Annotated in this window: 18 protein-coding genes and 1 riboswitch; of the genes, 9 read left to right on the top strand and 9 right to left on the bottom strand. The window is 60.9% G+C overall.

Translation table 11 applies throughout. From position 1 onward, the window contains the following. Position 1 precedes the first annotated feature (1 nt). Entirely contained in the window at positions 2 to 931 is a 930-nt protein-coding gene (locus ACR0EZ_RS01700; RefSeq protein WP_480610124.1) for a glycine--tRNA ligase subunit alpha, read from the bottom strand. A 206-nt stretch (positions 932 to 1137) separates the two neighbouring features. Between ACR0EZ_RS01700 and ACR0EZ_RS01695 the strand changes: the two genes are divergently transcribed. Further along, complete coding sequence (locus ACR0EZ_RS01695) at positions 1138 to 2877, top strand: serine protease (RefSeq protein ID WP_480610123.1); 1740 nt, start codon at positions 1138 to 1140, stop codon at positions 2875 to 2877. Positions 2878 to 2928: 51 nt separating this feature from the next. Here ACR0EZ_RS01695 and ACR0EZ_RS01690 read toward each other — a convergent pair whose 3' ends face one another. From ACR0EZ_RS01690 to folE2, 4 genes are all read right to left on the bottom strand, one after another. Further along, positions 2929 to 4500: a 5-guanidino-2-oxopentanoate decarboxylase gene (locus ACR0EZ_RS01690; RefSeq protein ID WP_480610121.1), complete on the bottom strand. Its 1572-nt coding sequence runs from the start codon at positions 4498 to 4500 to the stop codon at positions 2929 to 2931. Beyond that, positions 4500 to 5948, bottom strand: a complete 1449-nt coding sequence (locus tag ACR0EZ_RS01685) for a TrkH family potassium uptake protein (protein ID WP_480610119.1) — start codon at positions 5946 to 5948, stop codon at positions 4500 to 4502. The genes ACR0EZ_RS01690 and ACR0EZ_RS01685 overlap by 1 nt, the downstream gene beginning before the upstream one ends. 52 nt (positions 5949 to 6000) lie before the next feature. Then, the gene (locus tag ACR0EZ_RS01680) at positions 6001 to 6831 is read right to left on the bottom strand and encodes a hypothetical protein (RefSeq protein WP_480610117.1); all 831 of its coding nucleotides are present in this window, start codon (positions 6829 to 6831) and stop codon (positions 6001 to 6003) included. 284 nt (positions 6832 to 7115) lie between these two features. Beyond that, positions 7116 to 8219 (bottom strand): GTP cyclohydrolase FolE2, encoded by a 1104-nt coding sequence (gene folE2, locus ACR0EZ_RS01675; protein WP_480610115.1) that lies wholly within the window; start codon positions 8217 to 8219, stop codon positions 7116 to 7118. A gap of 267 nt (positions 8220 to 8486) precedes the next feature. Between folE2 and ACR0EZ_RS01670 the strand changes: the two genes are divergently transcribed. Continuing rightward, on the top strand, positions 8487 to 9269 hold the full coding sequence (locus tag ACR0EZ_RS01670; protein ID WP_480610113.1) for a HalD/BesD family halogenase: 783 nt from the start codon (positions 8487 to 8489) through the stop codon (positions 9267 to 9269). A 44-nt stretch (positions 9270 to 9313) separates the two neighbouring features. On the opposite strand, the gene metZ is transcribed toward ACR0EZ_RS01670, so the two are convergent. Beyond that, on the bottom strand, positions 9314 to 10504 hold the full coding sequence (gene metZ / locus ACR0EZ_RS01665; RefSeq protein WP_480610111.1) for an O-succinylhomoserine sulfhydrylase: 1191 nt from the start codon (positions 10502 to 10504) through the stop codon (positions 9314 to 9316). A 63-nt stretch (positions 10505 to 10567) separates the two neighbouring features. After that, positions 10568 to 10645: riboswitch (SAM riboswitch) on the bottom strand. A gap of 131 nt (positions 10646 to 10776) precedes the next feature. On the opposite strand from metZ, the gene ACR0EZ_RS01660 reads away from it, so the two are divergent. Both ACR0EZ_RS01660 and ACR0EZ_RS01655 read left to right on the top strand, forming a co-directional pair. Further along, positions 10777 to 11466 (top strand): glutathione S-transferase N-terminal domain-containing protein, encoded by a 690-nt coding sequence (locus ACR0EZ_RS01660; protein ID WP_480610109.1) that lies wholly within the window; start codon positions 10777 to 10779, stop codon positions 11464 to 11466. 135 nt (positions 11467 to 11601) lie between these two features. Then, positions 11602 to 13221: a DUF4139 domain-containing protein gene (locus ACR0EZ_RS01655; RefSeq protein WP_480610108.1), complete on the top strand. Its 1620-nt coding sequence runs from the start codon at positions 11602 to 11604 to the stop codon at positions 13219 to 13221. An 8-nt stretch (positions 13222 to 13229) separates the two neighbouring features. On the opposite strand, the gene ACR0EZ_RS01650 is transcribed toward ACR0EZ_RS01655, so the two are convergent. Further along, positions 13230 to 13601 carry an OB-fold nucleic acid binding domain-containing protein gene (locus ACR0EZ_RS01650; RefSeq protein ID WP_480610106.1) on the bottom strand — a complete coding sequence of 124 codons (372 nt, stop codon included), beginning with the start codon at positions 13599 to 13601 and terminating at the stop codon, positions 13230 to 13232. Between the two features lie 127 nt (positions 13602 to 13728). Here ACR0EZ_RS01650 and ACR0EZ_RS01645 point away from each other — a divergent pair, with 127 nt between their 5' ends. Beyond that, a complete protein-coding gene (locus tag ACR0EZ_RS01645) occupies positions 13729 to 14052 on the top strand; it encodes a 2Fe-2S iron-sulfur cluster-binding protein (RefSeq protein ID WP_480610104.1) in 324 nt (107 codons plus the stop codon). Next, complete coding sequence (locus ACR0EZ_RS01640) at positions 14052 to 14855, top strand: FG-GAP repeat domain-containing protein (RefSeq protein ID WP_480610102.1); 804 nt, start codon at positions 14052 to 14054, stop codon at positions 14853 to 14855. The genes ACR0EZ_RS01645 and ACR0EZ_RS01640 overlap by 1 nt, the downstream gene beginning before the upstream one ends. 81 nt (positions 14856 to 14936) lie before the next feature. On the opposite strand, the gene purD is transcribed toward ACR0EZ_RS01640, so the two are convergent. Beyond that, the gene (gene purD / locus ACR0EZ_RS01635; RefSeq protein WP_480610100.1) at positions 14937 to 16199 is read right to left on the bottom strand and encodes a phosphoribosylamine--glycine ligase; all 1263 of its coding nucleotides are present in this window, start codon (positions 16197 to 16199) and stop codon (positions 14937 to 14939) included. Positions 16200 to 16275: 76 nt separating this feature from the next. Between purD and xseA the strand changes: the two genes are divergently transcribed. Continuing rightward, positions 16276 to 17760 carry an exodeoxyribonuclease VII large subunit gene (xseA, locus tag ACR0EZ_RS01630; RefSeq protein ID WP_480610098.1) on the top strand — a complete coding sequence of 495 codons (1485 nt, stop codon included), beginning with the start codon at positions 16276 to 16278 and terminating at the stop codon, positions 17758 to 17760. A gap of 3 nt (positions 17761 to 17763) precedes the next feature. Then, positions 17764 to 18405: a glutathione S-transferase family protein gene (locus tag ACR0EZ_RS01625; protein ID WP_480610096.1), complete on the top strand. Its 642-nt coding sequence runs from the start codon at positions 17764 to 17766 to the stop codon at positions 18403 to 18405. Between the two features lie 4 nt (positions 18406 to 18409). On the opposite strand, the gene ACR0EZ_RS01620 is transcribed toward ACR0EZ_RS01625, so the two are convergent. Then, positions 18410 to 18805 (bottom strand): hypothetical protein, encoded by a 396-nt coding sequence (locus tag ACR0EZ_RS01620; protein WP_480610094.1) that lies wholly within the window; start codon positions 18803 to 18805, stop codon positions 18410 to 18412. Between the two features lie 143 nt (positions 18806 to 18948). On the opposite strand from ACR0EZ_RS01620, the gene ACR0EZ_RS01615 reads away from it, so the two are divergent. After that, positions 18949 to 19584: a lysoplasmalogenase gene (locus tag ACR0EZ_RS01615; protein ID WP_480610092.1), complete on the top strand. Its 636-nt coding sequence runs from the start codon at positions 18949 to 18951 to the stop codon at positions 19582 to 19584. Positions 19585 to 19594 lie beyond the last annotated feature (10 nt).

The raw sequence follows: 19594 nt of genomic DNA, 5'->3' as shown, positions 1-19594 counted from the left end.
ATCAGGCCGAATGCCCGGCCGCCTCGGTCTGAACGAACGCATCCGCGCATTGCTTGGCCAGCGCCCGCACCCGCCCGATATAGGCCTGGCGTTCCGTCACCGAGATCACACCGCGTGCGTCCAGCAGGTTGAAGACGTGGCTGGCCTTGATGCACTGATCATAAGCGGGATGCGCCATGATGATGCGTTTGCCGGTTTTCGGGTCGTCATGCTCCTGCGCCAGAATGGCGGCGCATTCAGCCTCCGCCTCTTCAAAATGGCGCAGCAGAACTTCGGTATTGGCCACGTCGAAGTTCCAGCGGGCGTATTCCTCTTCGGTCTGCTTGAAGATATCGCCATAGGTCAGCGGGCTGGGCGATTGCGGATCGTTGAAGGGCATGTCCATCACGTGATCGATGCCCAGCACATACATCGCCAGACGTTCCAGACCATAGGTCAACTCACCCGACACAGGCGCGCAGTCATGGCCGCCGACCTGCTGGAAATAGGTGAACTGGCTGACTTCCATGCCGTCGCACCAGACCTCCCATCCCAGACCCCATGCGCCCAGCGTCGGACTTTCCCAGTCATCCTCGACAAAGCGGATGTCGTGCAGGTCCATGTCGATGCCGATGGCCTCGAGGCTGCCCAGATAAAGCTCTTGCAAATCCGGCGGGCTGGGTTTGATCAGCACCTGATACTGGTAATAGTGCTGCAACCGGTTCGGGTTCTCGCCATAGCGCCCGTCGGTCGGGCGGCGCGAGGGCTGCACATAGGCCGCCGCCCAGGCCTTGCCCCCCAACGCGCGCAAGGTGGTCGCCGGGTGGAACGTCCCGGCGCCAACCTCCATATCATAAGGCTGAAGGATCGCGCAGCCTTTGGACGCCCAATAGGTCTGAAGCCGCAGGATAATCTCCTGAAAAGAACGAGGTGCGCTGGAGTGTTCGGTCATGACATTCCCTTTGGGCGCAATAGCACCCGGTTCCGGTCGGTTTTGCCCTTCCTATGCAAGGGGCCAGGGGGCGTCAACGGGCCAATGGCCCGATGCTGTATCTGCGCGGCCACACCCAGAATTCCCCGCATTCATGGCATGGCAATCGGGGTCAGAATTCGCGTAATCTGCGCCAAAGCACCACTGGCGCATAAAACGGGCAGAAAATGACACGCGTATTAACGGTTATTCTATTGTTTTTCACCTTCGGCCTTCAGGCTGCAAACGCTCAGCAGGATCAGGGCGTCTGGGTTCAGGTCGAGGCGCGCCCGACCCTGAGCCAGGCACAAGACCGCGCACAGGCCTATGCCAACGCGCTGCCGGATGTGAACGGGTTCCGCCTGAACAGCGGCTGGTACGCCATCGTGATCGGCCCCTACCTGCGCAGCGATGCCGAACAGGTGCTGCGTGTCTACCGGGCCGAGGGCGAGATTCCCGCCGACAGCTTCATCGCCTTTTCCAACACGCTGGGTCAGCAGTTCTGGCCGGTTGGCGCGAACCTTCTGAACCGGGGCGTCATTGCCCCGCCGGTCGAGCCAGAGTCGCAGCCGGAGCCTGCGCAAACCGCCGTCGCGCCGCAAAACGCCGATGAAACACGCCCACAGGCCCTGCAAAGCGAACGTCTGCTGACCGCGCAAGAGCGCAGGGACCTGCAGACAGCGCTGCAAGCGGCCGGGTTTTACAATTCGACCATCGACGGCGCATTTGGTCAGGGCACGCGCCGTTCCATGGGCGACTGGCAGCGGTTCAACGGATTTGAAGCCACCGGCGTTCTGACAACATCACAGCGCAGGGCGCTGATGGACGAGTACAACGCCCCGCTGATCAGTGTCGGCATGGCGCGGCACATCGATGACAAGGCCGGGATTTCGCTGGACCTGCCATTGGGGGTTGTTGCCTTTGACCGGTACGAGGCACCGTTTGCCCATTTCGAAGCCTCGTCTGACCTTGAGGCACAGGCTTTGCTGATCAGTCAGGACGGTGACAAATCCAGCCTGCGCGCGCTGTACGAAGTGATGCAATCGCTGGAAATCGTACCGCTCGACGGCCCGCGCGAGCTGCGCGGGGATCGGTTCACGCTCGAGGGGCGCGGCAACGGGGTCGTGTCTTACACGCAGGCCGCGCTGAAGGACGGCAAAATCAAAGGCTTCACGATTATCTGGCCCGAAGGGGACGAGGCGCGGCGTGCGCGGGTTCTGGCAGCGATGAAGGCCAGCTTTTTGACCACCGACGCTGTTCTGGACGCTGCCGCCGGAGCGGATGCCGAGCAGCGGATCGATCTGGTCTCGGGCCTGCAGATACGCAAACCGCGCCTGTCCCGGTCCGGGTTCTTTGCAGATGCCCAAGGCACCGTGCTGACGGTCGCCGAGGCCGCCGACAGTTGCAGCCGGATCACGCTGGAGGGCGATCAGGAGGTTCAGGTGGTCTGGACCGACGCAGACCTTGGTATCTCGGTCCTGCGCCCAAGCCGGTCCCTCGCCCCCATCAACATCGCCGAATTCAGCGCCGACCAGCCCCGCATTCAGTCCGAGGTTGCCGTGTCTGGGTTCTCGTATCAGGGCGCACTGGGCGCGCCGACTTTGACATTTGGGCAGGTCGCGGACATCCGAGGCCTTAACGGTGAAACCGGGATCAAGCGTCTTGCGCTGAGCGCGCAACCTGGCGATGCCGGTGGTCCGGTATTTGATGGCAACGGCCACGTGATCGGCATGCTGCTGCCCGCCCCGTCCGAAGGCCGCACCCTGCCCGCCTCGGTCAGCCTAGCCGCAACCGTGGAACGGTTGACTGATGTTCTGGGCAAAGCGGGCGTGTCGGGCCAGTCGAGCCAGGAAACCGCGCAAATCTCACCCAACGAGCTGAGCCGCCGGGCCATCGGAATGACCGTGCTGGTTCACTGCTGGGACTAAGTAAGCATTAAAGCAATCCAGAAAGCGCCGCAGTCCCCTGCGGCGCTTTTCTTATGCGATATCCGGCGTCACGCGGATCAGTGTCGGCACCGGCGCGGCAAAGGCTGAGCACACGACCAACTGCATCTCGTCCAAACTGGTGGGGGTCGCAGACAACGCCCCAAACGCCTCGGCCAGTTTGCAGAAATCGGGATTGCGGGCCACCACCGCGTTGGGCGCGATCTGGCTGCGCACCATGCTGTCCTCGATCTCTTTTAGCTTGCCGTTGTCCCACAGGATAATCGGCAAGGAGAGGCCCAGTTCGACCGCCGTTCCCAGCTCCTGCATCGTGTATTGAAACCCGTAATCCCCGGCGATCACCGCCGTTGGCTGCCCCTGCCGCGCTACCGCCCCGCCGATCCCGGCGGGTAAGGCGTAGCCCAGCGTGCCAAATCCCGTCGGGTGGTGCCAGTGATGGGGGTGGGCCATGTCCCAGACCTCTTTCGCGACATAGGCGAACTGGGTCATGTCGGAATAGATCATCGTTTTGGCGGGCAATGCGGCGCGCAAGGCATCGGCGACTTGGATGATCCCCGGGCGTTCGGCCTCGACCTCAGCGCGCCAGCGGGCGCGGGCCTCGGCAATCTCTTCGGGCGACCAGCCTGTGACGGGTTGGGTGTTTTTGACGGCGTCCGACAGGGCACGGTTAAAACCCTCGGCGTCAGCCTGCAATTTGACCGTGGCGCGGTGGTGATCCGACAACACCTCGGGGTCCAGATCGACGCGGACCAGATTGGCGGCATGACCCAGTTCTCGCCGCCACAGGTCAACTTCGCCCAGTTCCGCCCCGACGGCGACCACCAGATCAGCCGAGGCAATCACCTCGACGCTGCCCGGTCGCGGCAGCATTGACCCAAAATCCAAAGGATAGTTGGCTCCAACCAACCCGCGCCCCGCATAGGTGGTGAAACAGGCCGCGCCCAGCTGTGTCAGCAGGTCCCGCCACTGGTCGGACCGGCACCCGCCGCCGAGAATGAACAGCGGCCTGCGTGCCCGCGCCAGCAAAGACACAACAATCGACACATCCGGAGGCATAGCCGCCCGCATGGCCGAAGGCTTGGGCGGGGGCGCTTGTTCGGCAGCGGCCTCTAGCAGAGCAATTGGCACCTGAATGTGTTTGGGTCGCGGGCGGGACAGTTCGAATTCCTCAAACGCGCGCTCGATCAACCCGTAAGCTGCCTGCGCGCTGTTGGCCTGACAGGACCAGTCGGCCACGGTGTCCGCCGCTGCGCGCTGATCCTTCATCTGGTGCAACTGGCCCCGCTGGGCCTGCGCTTCGTCCAGACAAGAGGACAGAACCAGCATCGGGACCGAGTCGGAATAGGCCTGCCCCATCGGCGTCATCATGTTGCACAGGCCCGGCCCGGTGATCACATAGGCCACCCCCGGCTTCCCCGTCGCACGCGCGTAACCGTCGGCCATGAATCCGGCCCCCTGCTCGTGCCGGGCCAGAACATGCGTGATCCCGGCCTCTTCGATGCCGCGATACATCTCTTGGTTATGCACGCCGGGGGTACCAAAGATCACGTCGACCCCGCGATCCTTCAGCATGTGCGAGATCTGCGCGCCAAGGGGCTTTTGCATCAGCCTCTCCAGAATTGAACGGTGAAGATTGCGTAGACAGCCAGCAGTTCCAGACGCCCGACCAGCATGCCAATCGACAGCAGCCATTTGGCGGTGTCGCTCAGCCCGGCGAAGTTGCCCGCCGGGCCGATCTGGCTGCCAAGCCCCGGCCCCACATTGGCCAGCGCCGTCGCCGCGCCCGAAACAGAGGTGATGAAATCCAACCCCGTCAGCGCCAGCGCCCAGGACAGGATGCCCATCGACAGGACGAAGAACATGAAGAAACTCATGACCGAGGTCAAAACATCGCGCCCGACGGGCCGCCCGTCATAGAGCGGCATGAAGACGCCATGCGGCGATCTGATCCGGCTGAGCTGGGTTTTAATCGAAGCAAACAGCAGCTGATACCGGAACACCTTGATCGAACAGGCGGTCGAGCCCGCGCAGCCCCCAATCAGGCCGATCAGAAAGAAGATCATGACCGGAAAGCTGCCCCAGGTCATGTAATCGACGCTGGCATATCCGGTGCCCGAGATGATGGATGTGATGTTGAACAGCGATTGCCGGAAGGCTTGCTCCCAATGATGCGGAAAGACCGATGTCAGAAAGACCGACATCACGACGACGAGCACCAGAATGGTTGCAAGGAAGGCTCTGATCTGGCTGTCCTGCCACAGGGAACTGGTGTTGCCGTTGGCAAGCTGGACATAGCGCACGAACGGCAGCGCCGCGAGGATCATGAAGACCGACGCGGCATATTCCGCAGGGCCTGAAAACGTGCCGAACGAGTTGTCATAGTTGGAAAAGCCGCCCGTCGCGATTGTCGTCATCGAATGGACGATGGCATCGAAGAAGCCCATACCAAACCCGGCATAGACCAGGGCGCAAACCACTGTCAGGAAAACATAAATCAGGGATATCTGGCCCGCGATTTCCTGCGCGCGGGGCAGGATTTTCCCCATCGTCTCGAACCCTTCCGAGCGGAAGATCTGCATCCCGCCCACGCGCAGTTCGGGCAGGAACACCATCGCCACGACGATGATCCCGATACCGCCCAGCCATTGCAGAATGCCGCGCCACAGCAATAGACCCTGTGGCAGGCTATCGAGGCCAGAAATCACCGTCGAGCCGGTGGTGGTGAGACCCGACATCGCCTCGAAATACGCATCGACAAAGCGTAGCTCGGATTCACCTAACAAAAACGGAATCGCCCCGAACACCGGCAGGGCGACCCAAACGCCGGTTGTCAGCAAAAAGGTCTGCCGGATGGTCAGACCTTCGCCCACGCCGTTGGAACAGCTTAACGCCAGCACCGTTCCGGTCAGCACCGTAATGATGGCGCTTTCCAGAAAAACGTGCCACTCGTCCCGCCCTTCGAGCATGTCGGCGAGCATGGGCAACAGCATGGTCGCCCCAAGAATGGCGACCAGTAAGCCAATCACATATCCGACCGGGCGAAGATCCATCATGACGCGCAGCGTTGGCGCGCCATGGGGATCGTGTCAAGCAGATGATCTGCGATTATTCGTCGGCCTTGGCCTTGGAGGACGGCATCGCAGGCGGTTTGGACGGCGCACGGGTCCGGCGCGACTGCGGTTTGGGCGTGGCTTCGGTGGTATTCGCAGCCTTTGCCTCGACCGGTTTCGCCGCCGCGACCGGGGCCGTTTTGGCCTGTGCTGCGGGCTTAGGTGCGGTGGCGGTTTTCGCTGTCACGACAGGTTTCACGGCTGCAACGGCAGGCTTCGGGGCCGGAGCCTTGGCCGCAGCCGGTTTGGCAGCGGGCGCTTTGGCCACCGCAGGATTTGGTGCCGCTTTGGCCACCGCAGGCTTCGGCGCAGCAGTCTTGTCAGCCTTCACCGCCGGTTTTGACGGAGCCCTAGCCGGTGCGGCCTGTGCCTTAGCGGCAGCCGCCGGTTTGGCGGCGACGGGCTTTGGCGCAGCTTTGGTGGCAGGCTTCGCAGCGGGCGCTTTGGCAACAGGCTTGGCTGCGGGGGCTTTGGCGGCGGTACGCGGCTTTGCCGTGAACTCGGCAACAGGCTTGGGTTCCGCCTTGGCCGCAGCCGGTTTGGCGGCAGGTTTCCTTGCAGCAGGTGCAGCTTTGGCCGCCGACTTCGCGCGCTTGGCCGCCGGGGCCTTGGCCTTTGGCTTGGCGGCAGGCTTGGGTGCGGCGGGTTTCGCCACAGCGGGGGCCGGGCTTGCAGCCGCAGCATGCAGCGCCTGAACCGGCGCCATCGGCAGTTCGAACGCCGAACGGGCCATGATCTGCATGATCTTCATCTGGTTCACAATCGCATAACCAGCCACGCGGCAGACAGCAGCCTGAAGCTCCAGCGGTTGGGTAATCGGGTTCATCTACGTTCTCTCCTGTAATAACAACGCAGCACGGAAATTGAGTGAGTGGCGCCCTGCCCGCTCAAATCGCTTGAGCGGCGGATTTGGTGTTGCAGTCCAAGGCGTGGCACGTCTCGGGTTTCCTCAAAGGCGGCACGCCGTCTTTTGACGCAGGCGTGCAGCGGCTGCATTCCGGGCCACCCTAACCCAAAAAAATGCCACAGTGCAGCGATATCGCTGCATTGCGGCAAAAAGGCGCTTACGCTGCGGAAACGTGATGAATTTCTGACCGGTTAGCCCGCTTGTCAGCCGACGTGGAACAAGCTTGAAAACAGACGCGGGTCCAGACTGGGGGCCGCAAACGTCGGGCCCTCGGTCAGAATCGAAACGGCGTCGTGGCTGTGCAGGCTTTCCTGATGGCTCGCGATCACGCGGAAGTCTCCGACGTGGTGGTCAGCCAGCAGTTCGGCACAAAACAGGCGCGCGGCGTCCTCGACAAAGATCGGGTTGGCGGCGTTCAGTTCCGCAAAGGCCTGTTCATCCTCGCGCTTGACCATGACCTGCGTTTCGGTCGGCACAGCACGGCGGCAGAGGTCGATCAGGTCCTCGAACCACAGGCAGTCGGCATCGCAATCCACGACAACCGAAATCCGTGCCACCGAGCGCTGCGAATGCGGCGTTGCCAATTGTCCGCGTTGCGATCGCGCGTGCTCGCTCAGTTCCAGCGAACATGGGCAGGTCGAGGAATACACGTAATCCAGATGCATGATCTTCTGGCGCGTGCCGTTCTGTTCGATCAGTTCCAGCGCGATGTCATAGTATTGATACCCTTCCAGCCCCGACCGCAGGCTTTTGAGCTTAACCGGATAGGAAAAGCGCATCTGGATACGGGCATCAAAGCTGTCCAGATCGGTCTTGTAGTCGCTCAGCGCCGCTTCCATCACTTCAAAACTGAACGTGCGCTCGGCGTGTTTGTAGAAAGAGCGCATGATGCGGGACATGTTGATGCCCTTCTTTTCCGCCTCAAGGCTGACCGTTCCTGTGACCGAGGTTTCAAGCGTCAGATCCTCGCCTTCCTTGCGGTGAAACCGGATCGGCAGGCGGAAATTCGAGATCCCGACATGCTGGATCTGCTGCTTCGCGCCCCGGATCAGACTGGACGGGCCGTTCTGAAGGTCAGGCAACGTTGCGCGGTAGGTGGCATCGACCTGGAACCCTTCGGGGTAGTCGCGTGACATGGCCGGATAGTCCACCGGGGCCAAACCCGGCACAAGCCGCGCCAGGGCCGGGTCAAGCTGACTGATCTCGGATGTCGGGGCGGATTTTGCCCAACGCCGCAGAACGTGCAGGGCAGCGGCAGCTTCGTCACGGTCCGGGGTATCGTCAATGTCGCGCGGGTGAACGTTCATCGGATGGGGTTCCTCGATTGGTCGCCGGAATATATACGACTGCAGTTGTTTTTCCAGTCTTACCCAATACGCATGCACTAACACTCTGGATTGAAAATAATAGGGCAAAACCGTCATCTTACAACGGAATACGCCCTGCCTTGGCGGAAAGCCGGAATAAGCACAACGCGTTCTGCGGCTGGTGTCGCAATCAGAACAGCCCTGAAGCTGATGCCGGATAGCATGAGCCAAGCCGTGAAACGACGACTATGCGAAAGGGGCGCTGGCATGCAGACCATTCTCGACCTCGACCGATTTCCCATCGACCGCCCCGGCAGCCCGGAATGGCAGGCACTGGTCGAGCGATGCCGGGCGGAGCTTGCCGCGAACGGGATGTATAATCTGGACGGTCTCATGCGGCAGGACGTGGCAGCCGCCGCCGTTTCCGAGATGACCCCCCGTTTTGCAACCGAGGCGTTTCTGCACGAACGCCGCCACAACATCTATTTCAAGAAGCTTGATAATCTGCCCGACGACCACCCCGCCCTGCAGGAGTTTCACACCTCGAACCGGACGCTCTGCGCCGATCAGATCGATGGCTCTTCCCTGTTGCGCCTGTACGAATGGCCCGAATTCGCGCAGTTTCTGGCCGCGACCATGGGCAAGCCCGAGCTTCACGTCATGGATGACCCGCTGGCCCGTGTGAATGTCATGGCCTATCAGGACGGGCAGGCCCTGAACTGGCATTTCGACCGATCCGAGTTCACGACAACGCTGTTGCTACAGGCCCCCGATCAGGGTGGCGGCTTCGAATACCGGACCGATCTGCGCAGCGATGAGGACCCGAACTACGACGGCGTCGCCCGGTTTCTGAACGGCACGGATGGGGAAAGCAAGACTATCACGCTCAGCCCCGGAACATTGAATGTTTTCAAGGGCAAGAACACCGCACATCGGGTCACGCCTGTGGTCGGCGGCAAGCCGCGCGTGATTGCCGTATTCTCATATTATGAAAACCCCGGCGTCGCTTTTTCTGACTCTGAACGAATCGGATTTTACGGCCGGGCTTAGGCACTGCACCCCAAGGCGGCTTCACCGTCCCGGGGCGCTTTCTCTTATGTCTGGGACACGTCCAGCGCCTGCCGGATATCCGCCAGAAGGTCTTCGGCGTCTTCTAAACCAACCGACAGGCGGATCAGGCCGGGCGTGATACCCAGCTCGTCCTTCTGCGCGTCACTCAGGCGTTGGTGAGTCGTCGTGGCCGGATGCGTCGCGATGGATTTCGCGTCCCCGAGGTTGTTCGAGATCACCGGAATCGTCATCGCATTCAGAAACGCAAACGCCGCCTCTTTTCCGCCTTTGATGTCCAGCGACAGAACCGTGCCGCCCTTGCCGCCCAGCTGCGACTGAACAAGGTCGTTCTGCGCGTGCGTTTTAAGACCCGGATACAGAGTGCGGTCCAGCGCAGGATGCCCTTCCAGCGCCTCGGCGAGTGTCTGAGCGGTCTCGGCCTGCGCGTTAACGCGCAGGGCAATCGTTTCCAGACCTTTGAGCATGATCCACGCATTGAACGGGCTGAGCGCGCCGCCGGTGTGCTTCATGTAGGGTTCGACCGTTCCGCGAATGAACTCTTTGGTGCCGATGATCACTCCGCCGAGGGCACGACCCTGACCGTCGATATGCTTTGTTGCCGAATAGACCACGACATCCGCCCCCTGCTCGATCGCGCGTGAGAACACCGGGGTCGAAAACACGTTATCTACTACGACCAACGCGCCAACCGCATGGGCCAGTTCCGCAACTGCGGTAATATCGATCACCTCAAGCGTCGGGTTCGACATGGATTCGAAGAACACGGCCTTTGTATCCGGGCGGATGGCGGCCTGCCACTGCTCCAGATCGGTGCCATCGACGAACGTCACCTCAACCCCATAGCGGGACAGGATGTTTTCAAGAATATACAGGCAGGACCCGAACAGAGCCTTGGCCGAGACCACGTGATCCCCCGCCTTAAGCATTGAGGTCAGCGCGCCGTTGACTGCGGCCATGCCCGACGCGGCGGCAAAGGCATCCTCGCCCCCTTCCAGCATCGCGATGCGCTGTTCGAACATCGACACGGTGGGGTTGCCGTAACGGGCATAAATGAACTCGTCCGGGCCGCTTTCCAGAAACCGGGCCTCGGCCTGTTCGGCGTTGTCGTAGACGAAGCCCTGCGTCAGGAAAATCGCCTCGGACACCTCGTTATACTGGCTGCGGCGAATACCGCCATGCACGGCTTGGGTGCGTTTGTTCCAGGTCTCGCTCATGTCATTCCTTTCCGCCCCTGCTCGGGAGGCAAACAAAAAACCCCAGACGCGGCCAAGCGAAAGGGGTCTTTCATCCTGACCTTTTAGCGGTGTTGTTTAGCGTGGCCCGCAATCCGGTAACAAATCGCCACGTGGTGGGAAAGCGTTTACGCCGCACCCCGCCATTGGTCAAGTCCGGGCGGCGCATCGGTCACGCTTTCGTAACACTCGGACACGTCCCCCTTGCCGAATTTGTCTAAACCCTCATGATCGCCTGAACCTGAGGAGACGCCATGATCGACCTGTATTTCTGGCCCACGCCGAATGGCTGGAAAGTGTCCATCGCTTTGGAAGAGATGGAACTGCCATACACCACTCGCCTGATCAACATCGGAAAGGGCGAGCAGTTCGACCCCGAGTTCCTGAAAATCGCCCCCAACAACCGGATGCCCGCAATTGTCGATCCGGATGGCCCGGACGGCGCGCCGATCTCGGTCTTCGAAAGCGGCGCGATCCTGATGTACCTGGCTCGCAAGACCGGGCGGTTCTATGGCAAAACCGAGCGCGACCGGATCGCGGTCGAGGAATGGCTGATGTGGCAGATGGGCGGCGTCGGCCCAATGGCGGGTCAGGCGCATCACTTCTTGAAATACGCCCCGAAACTGGACCCGCCGCAAGACCTGCCCTACCCCAAAGACCGCTACCGGGCTGAGGTCGGGCGTCTTTATGGCGTGCTGGATCGGCGGCTGGCCGAAAACGAATACGTCGCGGGCGATTTCTATTCCATCGCCGACATGTCGATCTGGGGCTGGGCGAGCCTGTGGGAAGGACAACAGCAGGTGCTGGAGGACAAACCCCATTTTACCCGCTGGCTGGAAACGGTCAGCGCGCGTCCCGGGGTACAGGCCGGGCGTGCGTTACATGCAGAGTTGCGCGGGGATCACCGGGACAAGCAGGCGCAGGGGGTTTTGTTTAGGCGATAACGCGTTGTTGCATAGTCATTTCGCACTTACGCTCAACGCAGCGCCATCCAAGCTGTGAAATCCCCGTAATCGGCAAATTCAGACTTTCATCTGCAATCCCTAGACGGCACTCTCGCCCTACCGTTTTATCGAGGAGTGGGTTTTTTGAGGATTCTCTATTTTGCTTTGATCCCTTTGGCAGCACCTGTTTTTGCGGACACATTCGTCATACGCAGCGAACCCAGTTCAGCAATTGTCTATCTGGAAGGTTCCAAGGTCACCCGCAAAATAGCGGTCGATTTGCCTGCTGGCCAGCACACTGTCATTTTACCTGATCTGCCGAATTCAGTTGAGTTTCTGTTGCCGCAGATTTCGGTGACAAACGCGACCTTGGGTCCTGTCTCTGTCAGAGAAGACGCCCTTTCCCCTCTGCCCGACGCAGAGACCGACGCTGTTTCTGAAGCCCGCGCAAAGGTGAAACAGTATGAAGACGATCTGGCAAATCACCTCGACGCTCAGGCGCGCGTTATGGCGACGGCCGAAGGGGCGGAAACTCAGATCGAGTTTCTAGGGGCGCTGGCCCTGAACGAAGGCCTGAACCCCGATGCAGAAACTCTGGGACAAATCGCGGTCATGATCGCAGAACAAACCGAACGCGCACGGCAATCTGTTCTGGACGCGGAAAAGACCATCCGAGGCATGAACGAAACACGCGAAGAACTGGAAAAGAATGTCAAAGCCGCACAGGACGAACTGGCGGCATTATTGACGGCAGACGAGGGCCGGTATCAGGCAGCCGTCACCCTGTCGACAGACACTGCAGCGACCGCCGAACTGACCGTATCGTATTTCGCCGAGGCCGGATGGCAGCCGCAATATGATGTGTCCTTGAAAACATCCGCCCCCGCGCAACTGAATATCCGGCGCGGTGCCACGATTTATCAGAACAGCGGCGAGGATTGGACGGATATCGATCTACAACTGTCCACACTTTCACTGATCACGGATCTAAACCCGTCTAATCTATGGCCCAAAAAGCTTTCTTCCGTAGAACCCGCGCCACCTCCATCGCTGCAGCGCAAACAGGCGGCCTCATTGGCTGAGCCCATTGTCGAGGCACCGATTCTCTTCGAAGAAACCGCATCACCAGTCTACGATGGGCCAGGCATTACCTATGACGTACCGGCGCGGGTGACCGTAGCAAACGGCGTTGATGGTGCCCGCGTTGCCCTGGATACCGTGAGCTTTCCGGCAACCACATTTGCGCGGGCTGTCCCATTCCGGGATGAAACAGCATTTCTGATGGCGCGATTTGAAAACGCGACCCAGGAACCGTTCATTGAAGCGTATGAGGTCACGTTTTCTGTAGACAATCAGCTTGTCGGTGTCTCGGACATGGCAGAGATCGCGGCCGGAGATGAGGGGATTCTGGCCTTTGGTCCGATAGAAGACCTAAGGTTGGAACGGCAGGTTCTGAATCGCAACGAAGCCGATAGTGGTCTGATAAATCGCTCGAATGTCCGAGATGAAGAAATCAGGATTACAGTCAGAAATTTAGGGCGTGATACCTACAATCTGGAACTGCTCGACCGGGTTCCCTACAGCGAACAAGAGGAATTGACGATCACGTTTACGGCCGACCCGGAACCGGACGAGCAGGACTTTGACTTGATGAGAGGTATCATGAAATGGGACCTGGAAATGGCACCGGAGTCGGAATCTGTCATTTCGATTGATCAAAATATTCGTTGGCCTGAAACCAAGGTTCTTCGGTAGTCAAGAACCTACCCCTCCCCCCGCACCAGCACATCCAGCATCCCCGAGATATCCTCGATCTCTTCCGCGATCACGTGGATGACCGCGTCGGCCTTCTGCATCCGCCCCGTCACGCGCAGCAACCGCCCCGAAATCACCGCGCGGCGGAACTGCTCATAGATTTTGCGCCAGACCACGACGTTGACGATGCCGGTCTCATCCTCAAGCGTGACGAAGATCACCCCCTTGGCCGTCCCCGGCCTCTGCCGCAGGATCACCAGCCCGGCCACCGTCACCCGCGCGCCCTCGGGCGGATCATCCAGCCGGTTGGCGGGCAGACAGGCAGGCGGGTGTGGCCAGTCCCGGTTTGAAACTGCGGGGCAAACAGAGGCAACAAGCATGAGAACAAAAATAGAACAAACCGTAAGAAAGTCCAGAGGCGGCGCGATGAGTCGCAAATGAGGCTGGTCAGACCCCAATGCCTTGACTAAACACCATTTCGAACATCGCAAAAGGAAGACGCAAGCAATGGCAAAGATCACCTATGTCGAGCACGGCGGTACCGAACACACTGTCGAGGTCGCCAACGGACTGACCGTCATGGAAGGGGCCCGTGACAACAACATCCCCGGCATCGAAGCCGATTGCGGCGGCGCCTGCGCGTGTTCGACCTGCCACGTCTATGTCCACCCCGACTGGGTCGGGAAAATCCCGGCCAAGGACGACATGGAAGAAGACATGCTGGATTTCGCCTATGAGCCCGACCCCACCCGCTCGCGCCTGACCTGCCAGATCAAGGTCACGAATGAGCTGGAGGGGCTGGTCGTGCAGATGCCGGAAAAGCAGATCTGATGCCTGCAAGCGCGCCGCGCCTGCCCGCCCGCCTGTGGCAACGTTGGGCACGCGGCGCGGGGCTGGCGTTGGGTTTGTGGCTAGCGGGTAATTCAGCGACCCAAGCGGAGGACACGATCACCTCCGCGCGCTTTATCGAACCCACCACACGCTATGCGCATGGAGTATTGGGTGACGATATTGAATACGGCGCTCTGGAAATCACGGTAGACAACTCAGCACCGCCAAAAGCCATGTCTGGCAGTCGATTGATCAATCCAGTAGTCAAACGATCGGTCATAACAATACGTCTGTCCGAAGACCGTGTTTTTGAAGATCTAAAACCTCGCCGAGCAGATGTTGATCAAGACGGCACATTTGAGGTTATCGTTGTTGAGTCACAGCAGGATACTGGTGCCCAACTCGCGATCTACGATGCAAAAGGCAAAAAGATAGCCGCCACACCCCACATCGGCACGCGTAACCGCTGGCTCGCCCCCATTGGCGCTACCGACCTGGACGGCGACGGCAACATCGAAATCGCCTATATCGACCGCCCGCACCTAGCCAAAACCCTGCGCATCTGGCGCTTCGAAAACGGCAACCTGACCGAAATCGCCGCCCTCCCCGATCTGACCAACCACAAAATCGGCGAAGATTTCATCTCCGGCGGCCTGCGCACCTGCGGCGACACCCCCGAGATGATCCTCGTGAACGGCAACTGGACCCGCATCATCAGCGTTTCATTCCGAAACGGCTGGACCAAAACCGATCTCGGCCCGTTCAACGGCCCAGACAGCCTGACCAGCGCCCTGAGCTGCTGATCCGCACTTCATCTGTCCATAAATATCCTGGGGGTGAGGCCGCAGGCCGAGAGGGCAAAGCCCCCTGACCCGATCAGCCGATCAAAGCGCCCGCCAGCCGATATCGCGACGAAAAAACCCTTCGGGCCAGTCGACGCCATCCACCATCGCATAAGCCCGGTCGCGCGCATCCTGCAGCGTCGCGCCCCGCGCTGTCACGTTCAGAACCCGTCCCCCCGACGCCTGAACCTGACCGTCAGAGGCTTTGGTCCCGGCATGAAACACCATGTTGCTGCTGTCTTCAGGAATCCCCTCCAGCCCCCTGATAACAGAGCCTTTCTCGTACGACCCCGGATACCCTTGCGCCGCCATCACCACTGTCATGGCATGATCTTCCGCCCAGTTCACGCGCATTTCGCCCAAGCGCCCCTCGGCGGCGGCATGCATCAGGTCCATCGCCTGCGCGCCCAGGCGCATCATCAGCACCTGACATTCCGGATCGCCAAAACGGACATTGTATTCCACCAGCCTCGGCTGCCCGTCCTTGATCATGAGGCCGGCATAAAGAACGCCCTGAAATGGCATCCCCCGCCGTTTCATCTCGGCAATGGTCGGGCGCACGATTTCGTCCATCGCGCGGGCTTCAATCTCGGCGCTCAGCACCGGTGCCGGGGAATAGGCCCCCATGCCGCCAGTGTTCAGGCCGGTGTCGCCCTCTCCCACTCGCTTGTGGTCCTGCGCGGTGCCGACGGAAAGAATTTCCTCACCATCGCACAGCACGAAAAGCGAGGCTTCTTCGCCATCCATGAACTCTTCGATCACGACCTCGGCCCCGGCCCCACCAAACGCGCCGCCGAACATGTCATCAATCGCGTCCAAGGCGGTTTGCTCGTCCATTGCCACGATCACGCCCTTGCCTGCGGCCAGACCATCCGCCTTGACAACAATCGGCGCGCCCTGTTCGCGGATATAGGCCTTGGCCGGTTCCGCTTCGGTAAACCGTGCATAAGCAGCTGTCGGCGCGCCCGAAGCGTCACAGATTTCCTTGGTAAAGCTTTTCGACGCTTCCAGCCGCGCTGCGTCAGCCGAGGGGCCAAAGACCAGCACGCCCGCCTCGCGCAGCCGATCCGCCACGCCTGCGGCCAAGGGCGCTTCGGGGCCGACAATCACGAAATCAATCGCGTTTTCCTCGGCAAAGCTGACCACCGCCCCGCCGTTTTCGATATCCAGCGCCGCGCAGTCCGCGATCTGTGCAATCCCTGCATTTCCCGGCGCCACGATCAGACGGTCGCATTTGGGGTTCTGCATCACCGCCCAGGCCAGACTGTGCTCGCGCCCTCCGCTGCCGAGAATAAGGATGTTCATGGGGTCGTCTCCGATCTGCTTGGCCTCGCTTGCCGCGCGTTCTAAGCTGGCCGCGCATTTGACACAAGGCGCTGAAATGTCCGACCTGCTTGACGACCCGATCCGGGGCCAAAATACCCCTGAATACACTGTCTCGGACATCTCGGGCGAGGTGAAACGCACTTTGGAAGGCGCGTTCGGGCGAATCCGGGTGCGCGGCGAGGTCGGGCGCGTGTTCAAGGCGCGCTCGGGCCATCTGTATTACGACATCAAGGACGACCGGAATGTGCTGGCCTGCACCACGTGGAAAGGCCAGATTTCGGGCCTATCGGTGGTGCCGGAAGAAGGGCTCGAGGTCGTGGTCACCGGGCGCCTGACCGCCTTTGGCGCGCAGTCCAAATACAACCTGAATGTCGATGAGGTCGCCGTCGCCGGGCAAGGCGCGCTGATGGCATTGCTTGAAAAACGCAAGAAACAGCTTGAATCCGAGGGCCTGTTCGCGCCCGAGCGCAAGAAACCCCTGCCCTACCTGCCGCAGATTATCGGCGTGGTGACCTCGCCCTCGGGCGCGGTGATCCGCGATATCCTGCACCGCCTGCGCGACCGGTTTCCGCGCAAGGTGCTGATCTGGCCCGTTGCCGTCCAGGGCGCGAATTGCGCGCCTGAGGTGACACGCGCCATCGAAGGTTTCAACGCGCTGACACCGGGTGGTGCTATGCCGCGCCCGGACCTGATCATTGTGGCCCGAGGCGGTGGGTCCATCGAAGACCTCTGGGGGTTTAACGAAGAAAGTGTTGCCCGCGCAGCAGCGGCTTCAGCCATCCCCCTGATTTCAGCCGTCGGGCACGAGACGGACACGACCCTGATCGATTTCGTCTCGGACCGCCGCGCGCCGACGCCCACCGCCGCGGCGGAACTGGCGGTGCCGGTGCGGATGGAACTGCTGGCCTGGGCCGGCGAACAAGGCGCGCGCCTGTCCCGTGCCGCCGCCGACGCCGTACAACGCCGATCCCAGCGCCTGCGCGACCTGTCCCGCGCGCTGCCACGGCCGGACAGCTTGCTGGAAAGCCCGCGCCAACGGCTGGACCAGATCTCCGAACGTTTGCCGAATGCCCTGATCCGGGGGGTACAAAACCGCCGCGTCAAACTGCTGGATACATCCGCCCACCTGCGCCCGTCCACCCTGCGCGGACTGGTCGAAACGCGCCGGGACCGCTGGCGCAACCTGTCTTCGCGGCTGTCCCTGCGCCCGATTCAACGTGAATTGGATGCACGGCGCGAGGCTCTGTCGCGGCTGACCGACCGTCTGAACACCGCACAAACCTCGCGGCTGGACCGTCTGCGGCAACAGCTTGAGGCCACCGACCGCCTGCGCGAAACCCTCAGCTACAAGGCGACGCTGGACCGGGGCTATGCAGTCGTACGCGCCGAAGGAGAGGTCATTACCACCAAAGCCATGGCCGCCGGGCATCCGGTTCTGGAAATTGAATTCGCCGATGGCCGCCTGAAAACCGGCGCGTCGGGCAAGTCCCCACCCAGGAAATCCAAGCCCGACGCGCCCGATCAGGGCTCTTTGTTCTGAACCATGCTGACTGTCTGGGGCCGCAAAACCTCATCCAATGTTCAGGCGTTGATGTGGTGCATTGGCGAGCTTGGCCTCACGTACCGGCGCCTTGATCTGGGCCACAGGTTCGGCGGGCTCGACACCCACGCTTTCAAAGCCATGAACCCAAACCGAACGATCCCGGTTCTGCAGGACGGCGACAACCCGCCCCTGTGGGAGACCAGCTCGATCCTGCGCTATCTCGCCGCGCGATACGGCAGTGACACATTCTGGCCCGGCGATCCGATCCGGCGGGCCGAGGTCGATAAATGGGCCGAATGGGCAAAGCTGAACATCGCCATGGCCTTCACCGGGCCGGTCTTCTGGCGCGTCGTTCGAACTGCGCCGTCGCAGCGGGATGAATCCGCAATTCAAGACGCGCTTGTAACCCTTGAAAACAAAATGGAAATCGCGGATGACAAGCTTGTCCACAACAGGTTTCTGGCAGGCGACGACCTGACCCTAGCCGATATCCAACTGGGCCATGTCCTGTATCGCTACTACGATATCGACATCCGCCGCAGACCCCTTGGCAATCTGCGCAGGTACTACGACGCCCTGACCCAGCGCCTCGCTTACCAGAGGCACGTGATGATCAGCTACGACGAACTGCGGGTGACCTGAGCCTTCAAACCCCGACCTCAGGTCCAAGACAAACCATGTCCTGATCAATGTCTTCGACTTCATACAGTTCCTGCGCTTCCGGAGCACCATCGGGTCGGGCAACAAGCCCACCACCCGAGCGCGTGAATACCCAACACTGAGGGTCCAGCTGATCCTCGTAAACAAAGCAGATCATGTCTTCGCGCTGATACCAGACGCCTTCTTTGCAATTCCCATCCAGAAACGACCAGATAACACGACGGTTGGGCAGATAGCGTTCCACCCCATAGACCTGCCCGCCGAACTCATAAAACAGGGTCTTTCCCTGCGTGTATTCATCAAACTCCGACCCGGACAAAGGCGACTGCGCAGCGGCAGCCTGACCAACCAAAGCCAGGAGAATCAAAAGACGTCTGAACATGGCCTTACTCTGGCAGATACCGCAGCGCGTGACCATTCAAGCTTTCCCGCGCGGCCACGATGCCCCCACGTCACTGCTTGCATCCGTTTGCCCCCCGTTGCCAGACTGCCCGCATCAGGATGGGCATGGCATCGGAGCGGGATATGACGGTAGTTTTCTGGACAGCATTCGCCAGCGCTTTGGCTTACCTGCCAATGTCTGCCCGCCCGGCAAGCAGGTTGCGAACCGTGTTGAAAACGGTGTCTGTCGCGTTGCTGGCCGTGATCGCGCTGATGCAGGCCGCACCCTGGCTGCTGGTCGCCGCACTGGCGCTGTGCGCGGCCGGCGACGCGCTTTTGTCGCGCGAGACCGACAGCACCTTCATGGCCGGGATCGTTGCCTTCGCACTGGGGCATGTGGCCTATATCACCCTGTTCCTGAGCCAACCTGTCAGCAACTTTTCTCTGATCCTGAACCAGCCTGCCATGGTCTGGTCTCTGGTGATTCTCGGGATTGTCATGGCTACGTTGCTGGCCCCGCGCGCGGGGGATATTAAGGGGCCTGTGCTGGCCTATGTTCCGATTATCCTTGGCATGGGGATCACCGTCCTCGCCCTGCCCGAAACAGGCCTGTTGCGATGGGCGCTGCCTGCGGCCCTTGCGTTCATCGCGTCAGATCTGATCCTCGCGACCGAGAAGTTCCTGTTGCCCGCCGATCACCCTGCCCTGACCCTCACGCCTTACCTGATCTGGCCGCTATATTGGGGCGCACAGGCCGGTTTTCTGTTCGCCTTTTCGTGACCCTTTGCAA

The sequence above is a fragment of the Ruegeria sp. AK4 genome (assembly GCF_056541025.1).
Note: the sequence above shows the minus strand (reverse complement) of the source record. Positions and strands in the feature narration are given on the sequence as shown.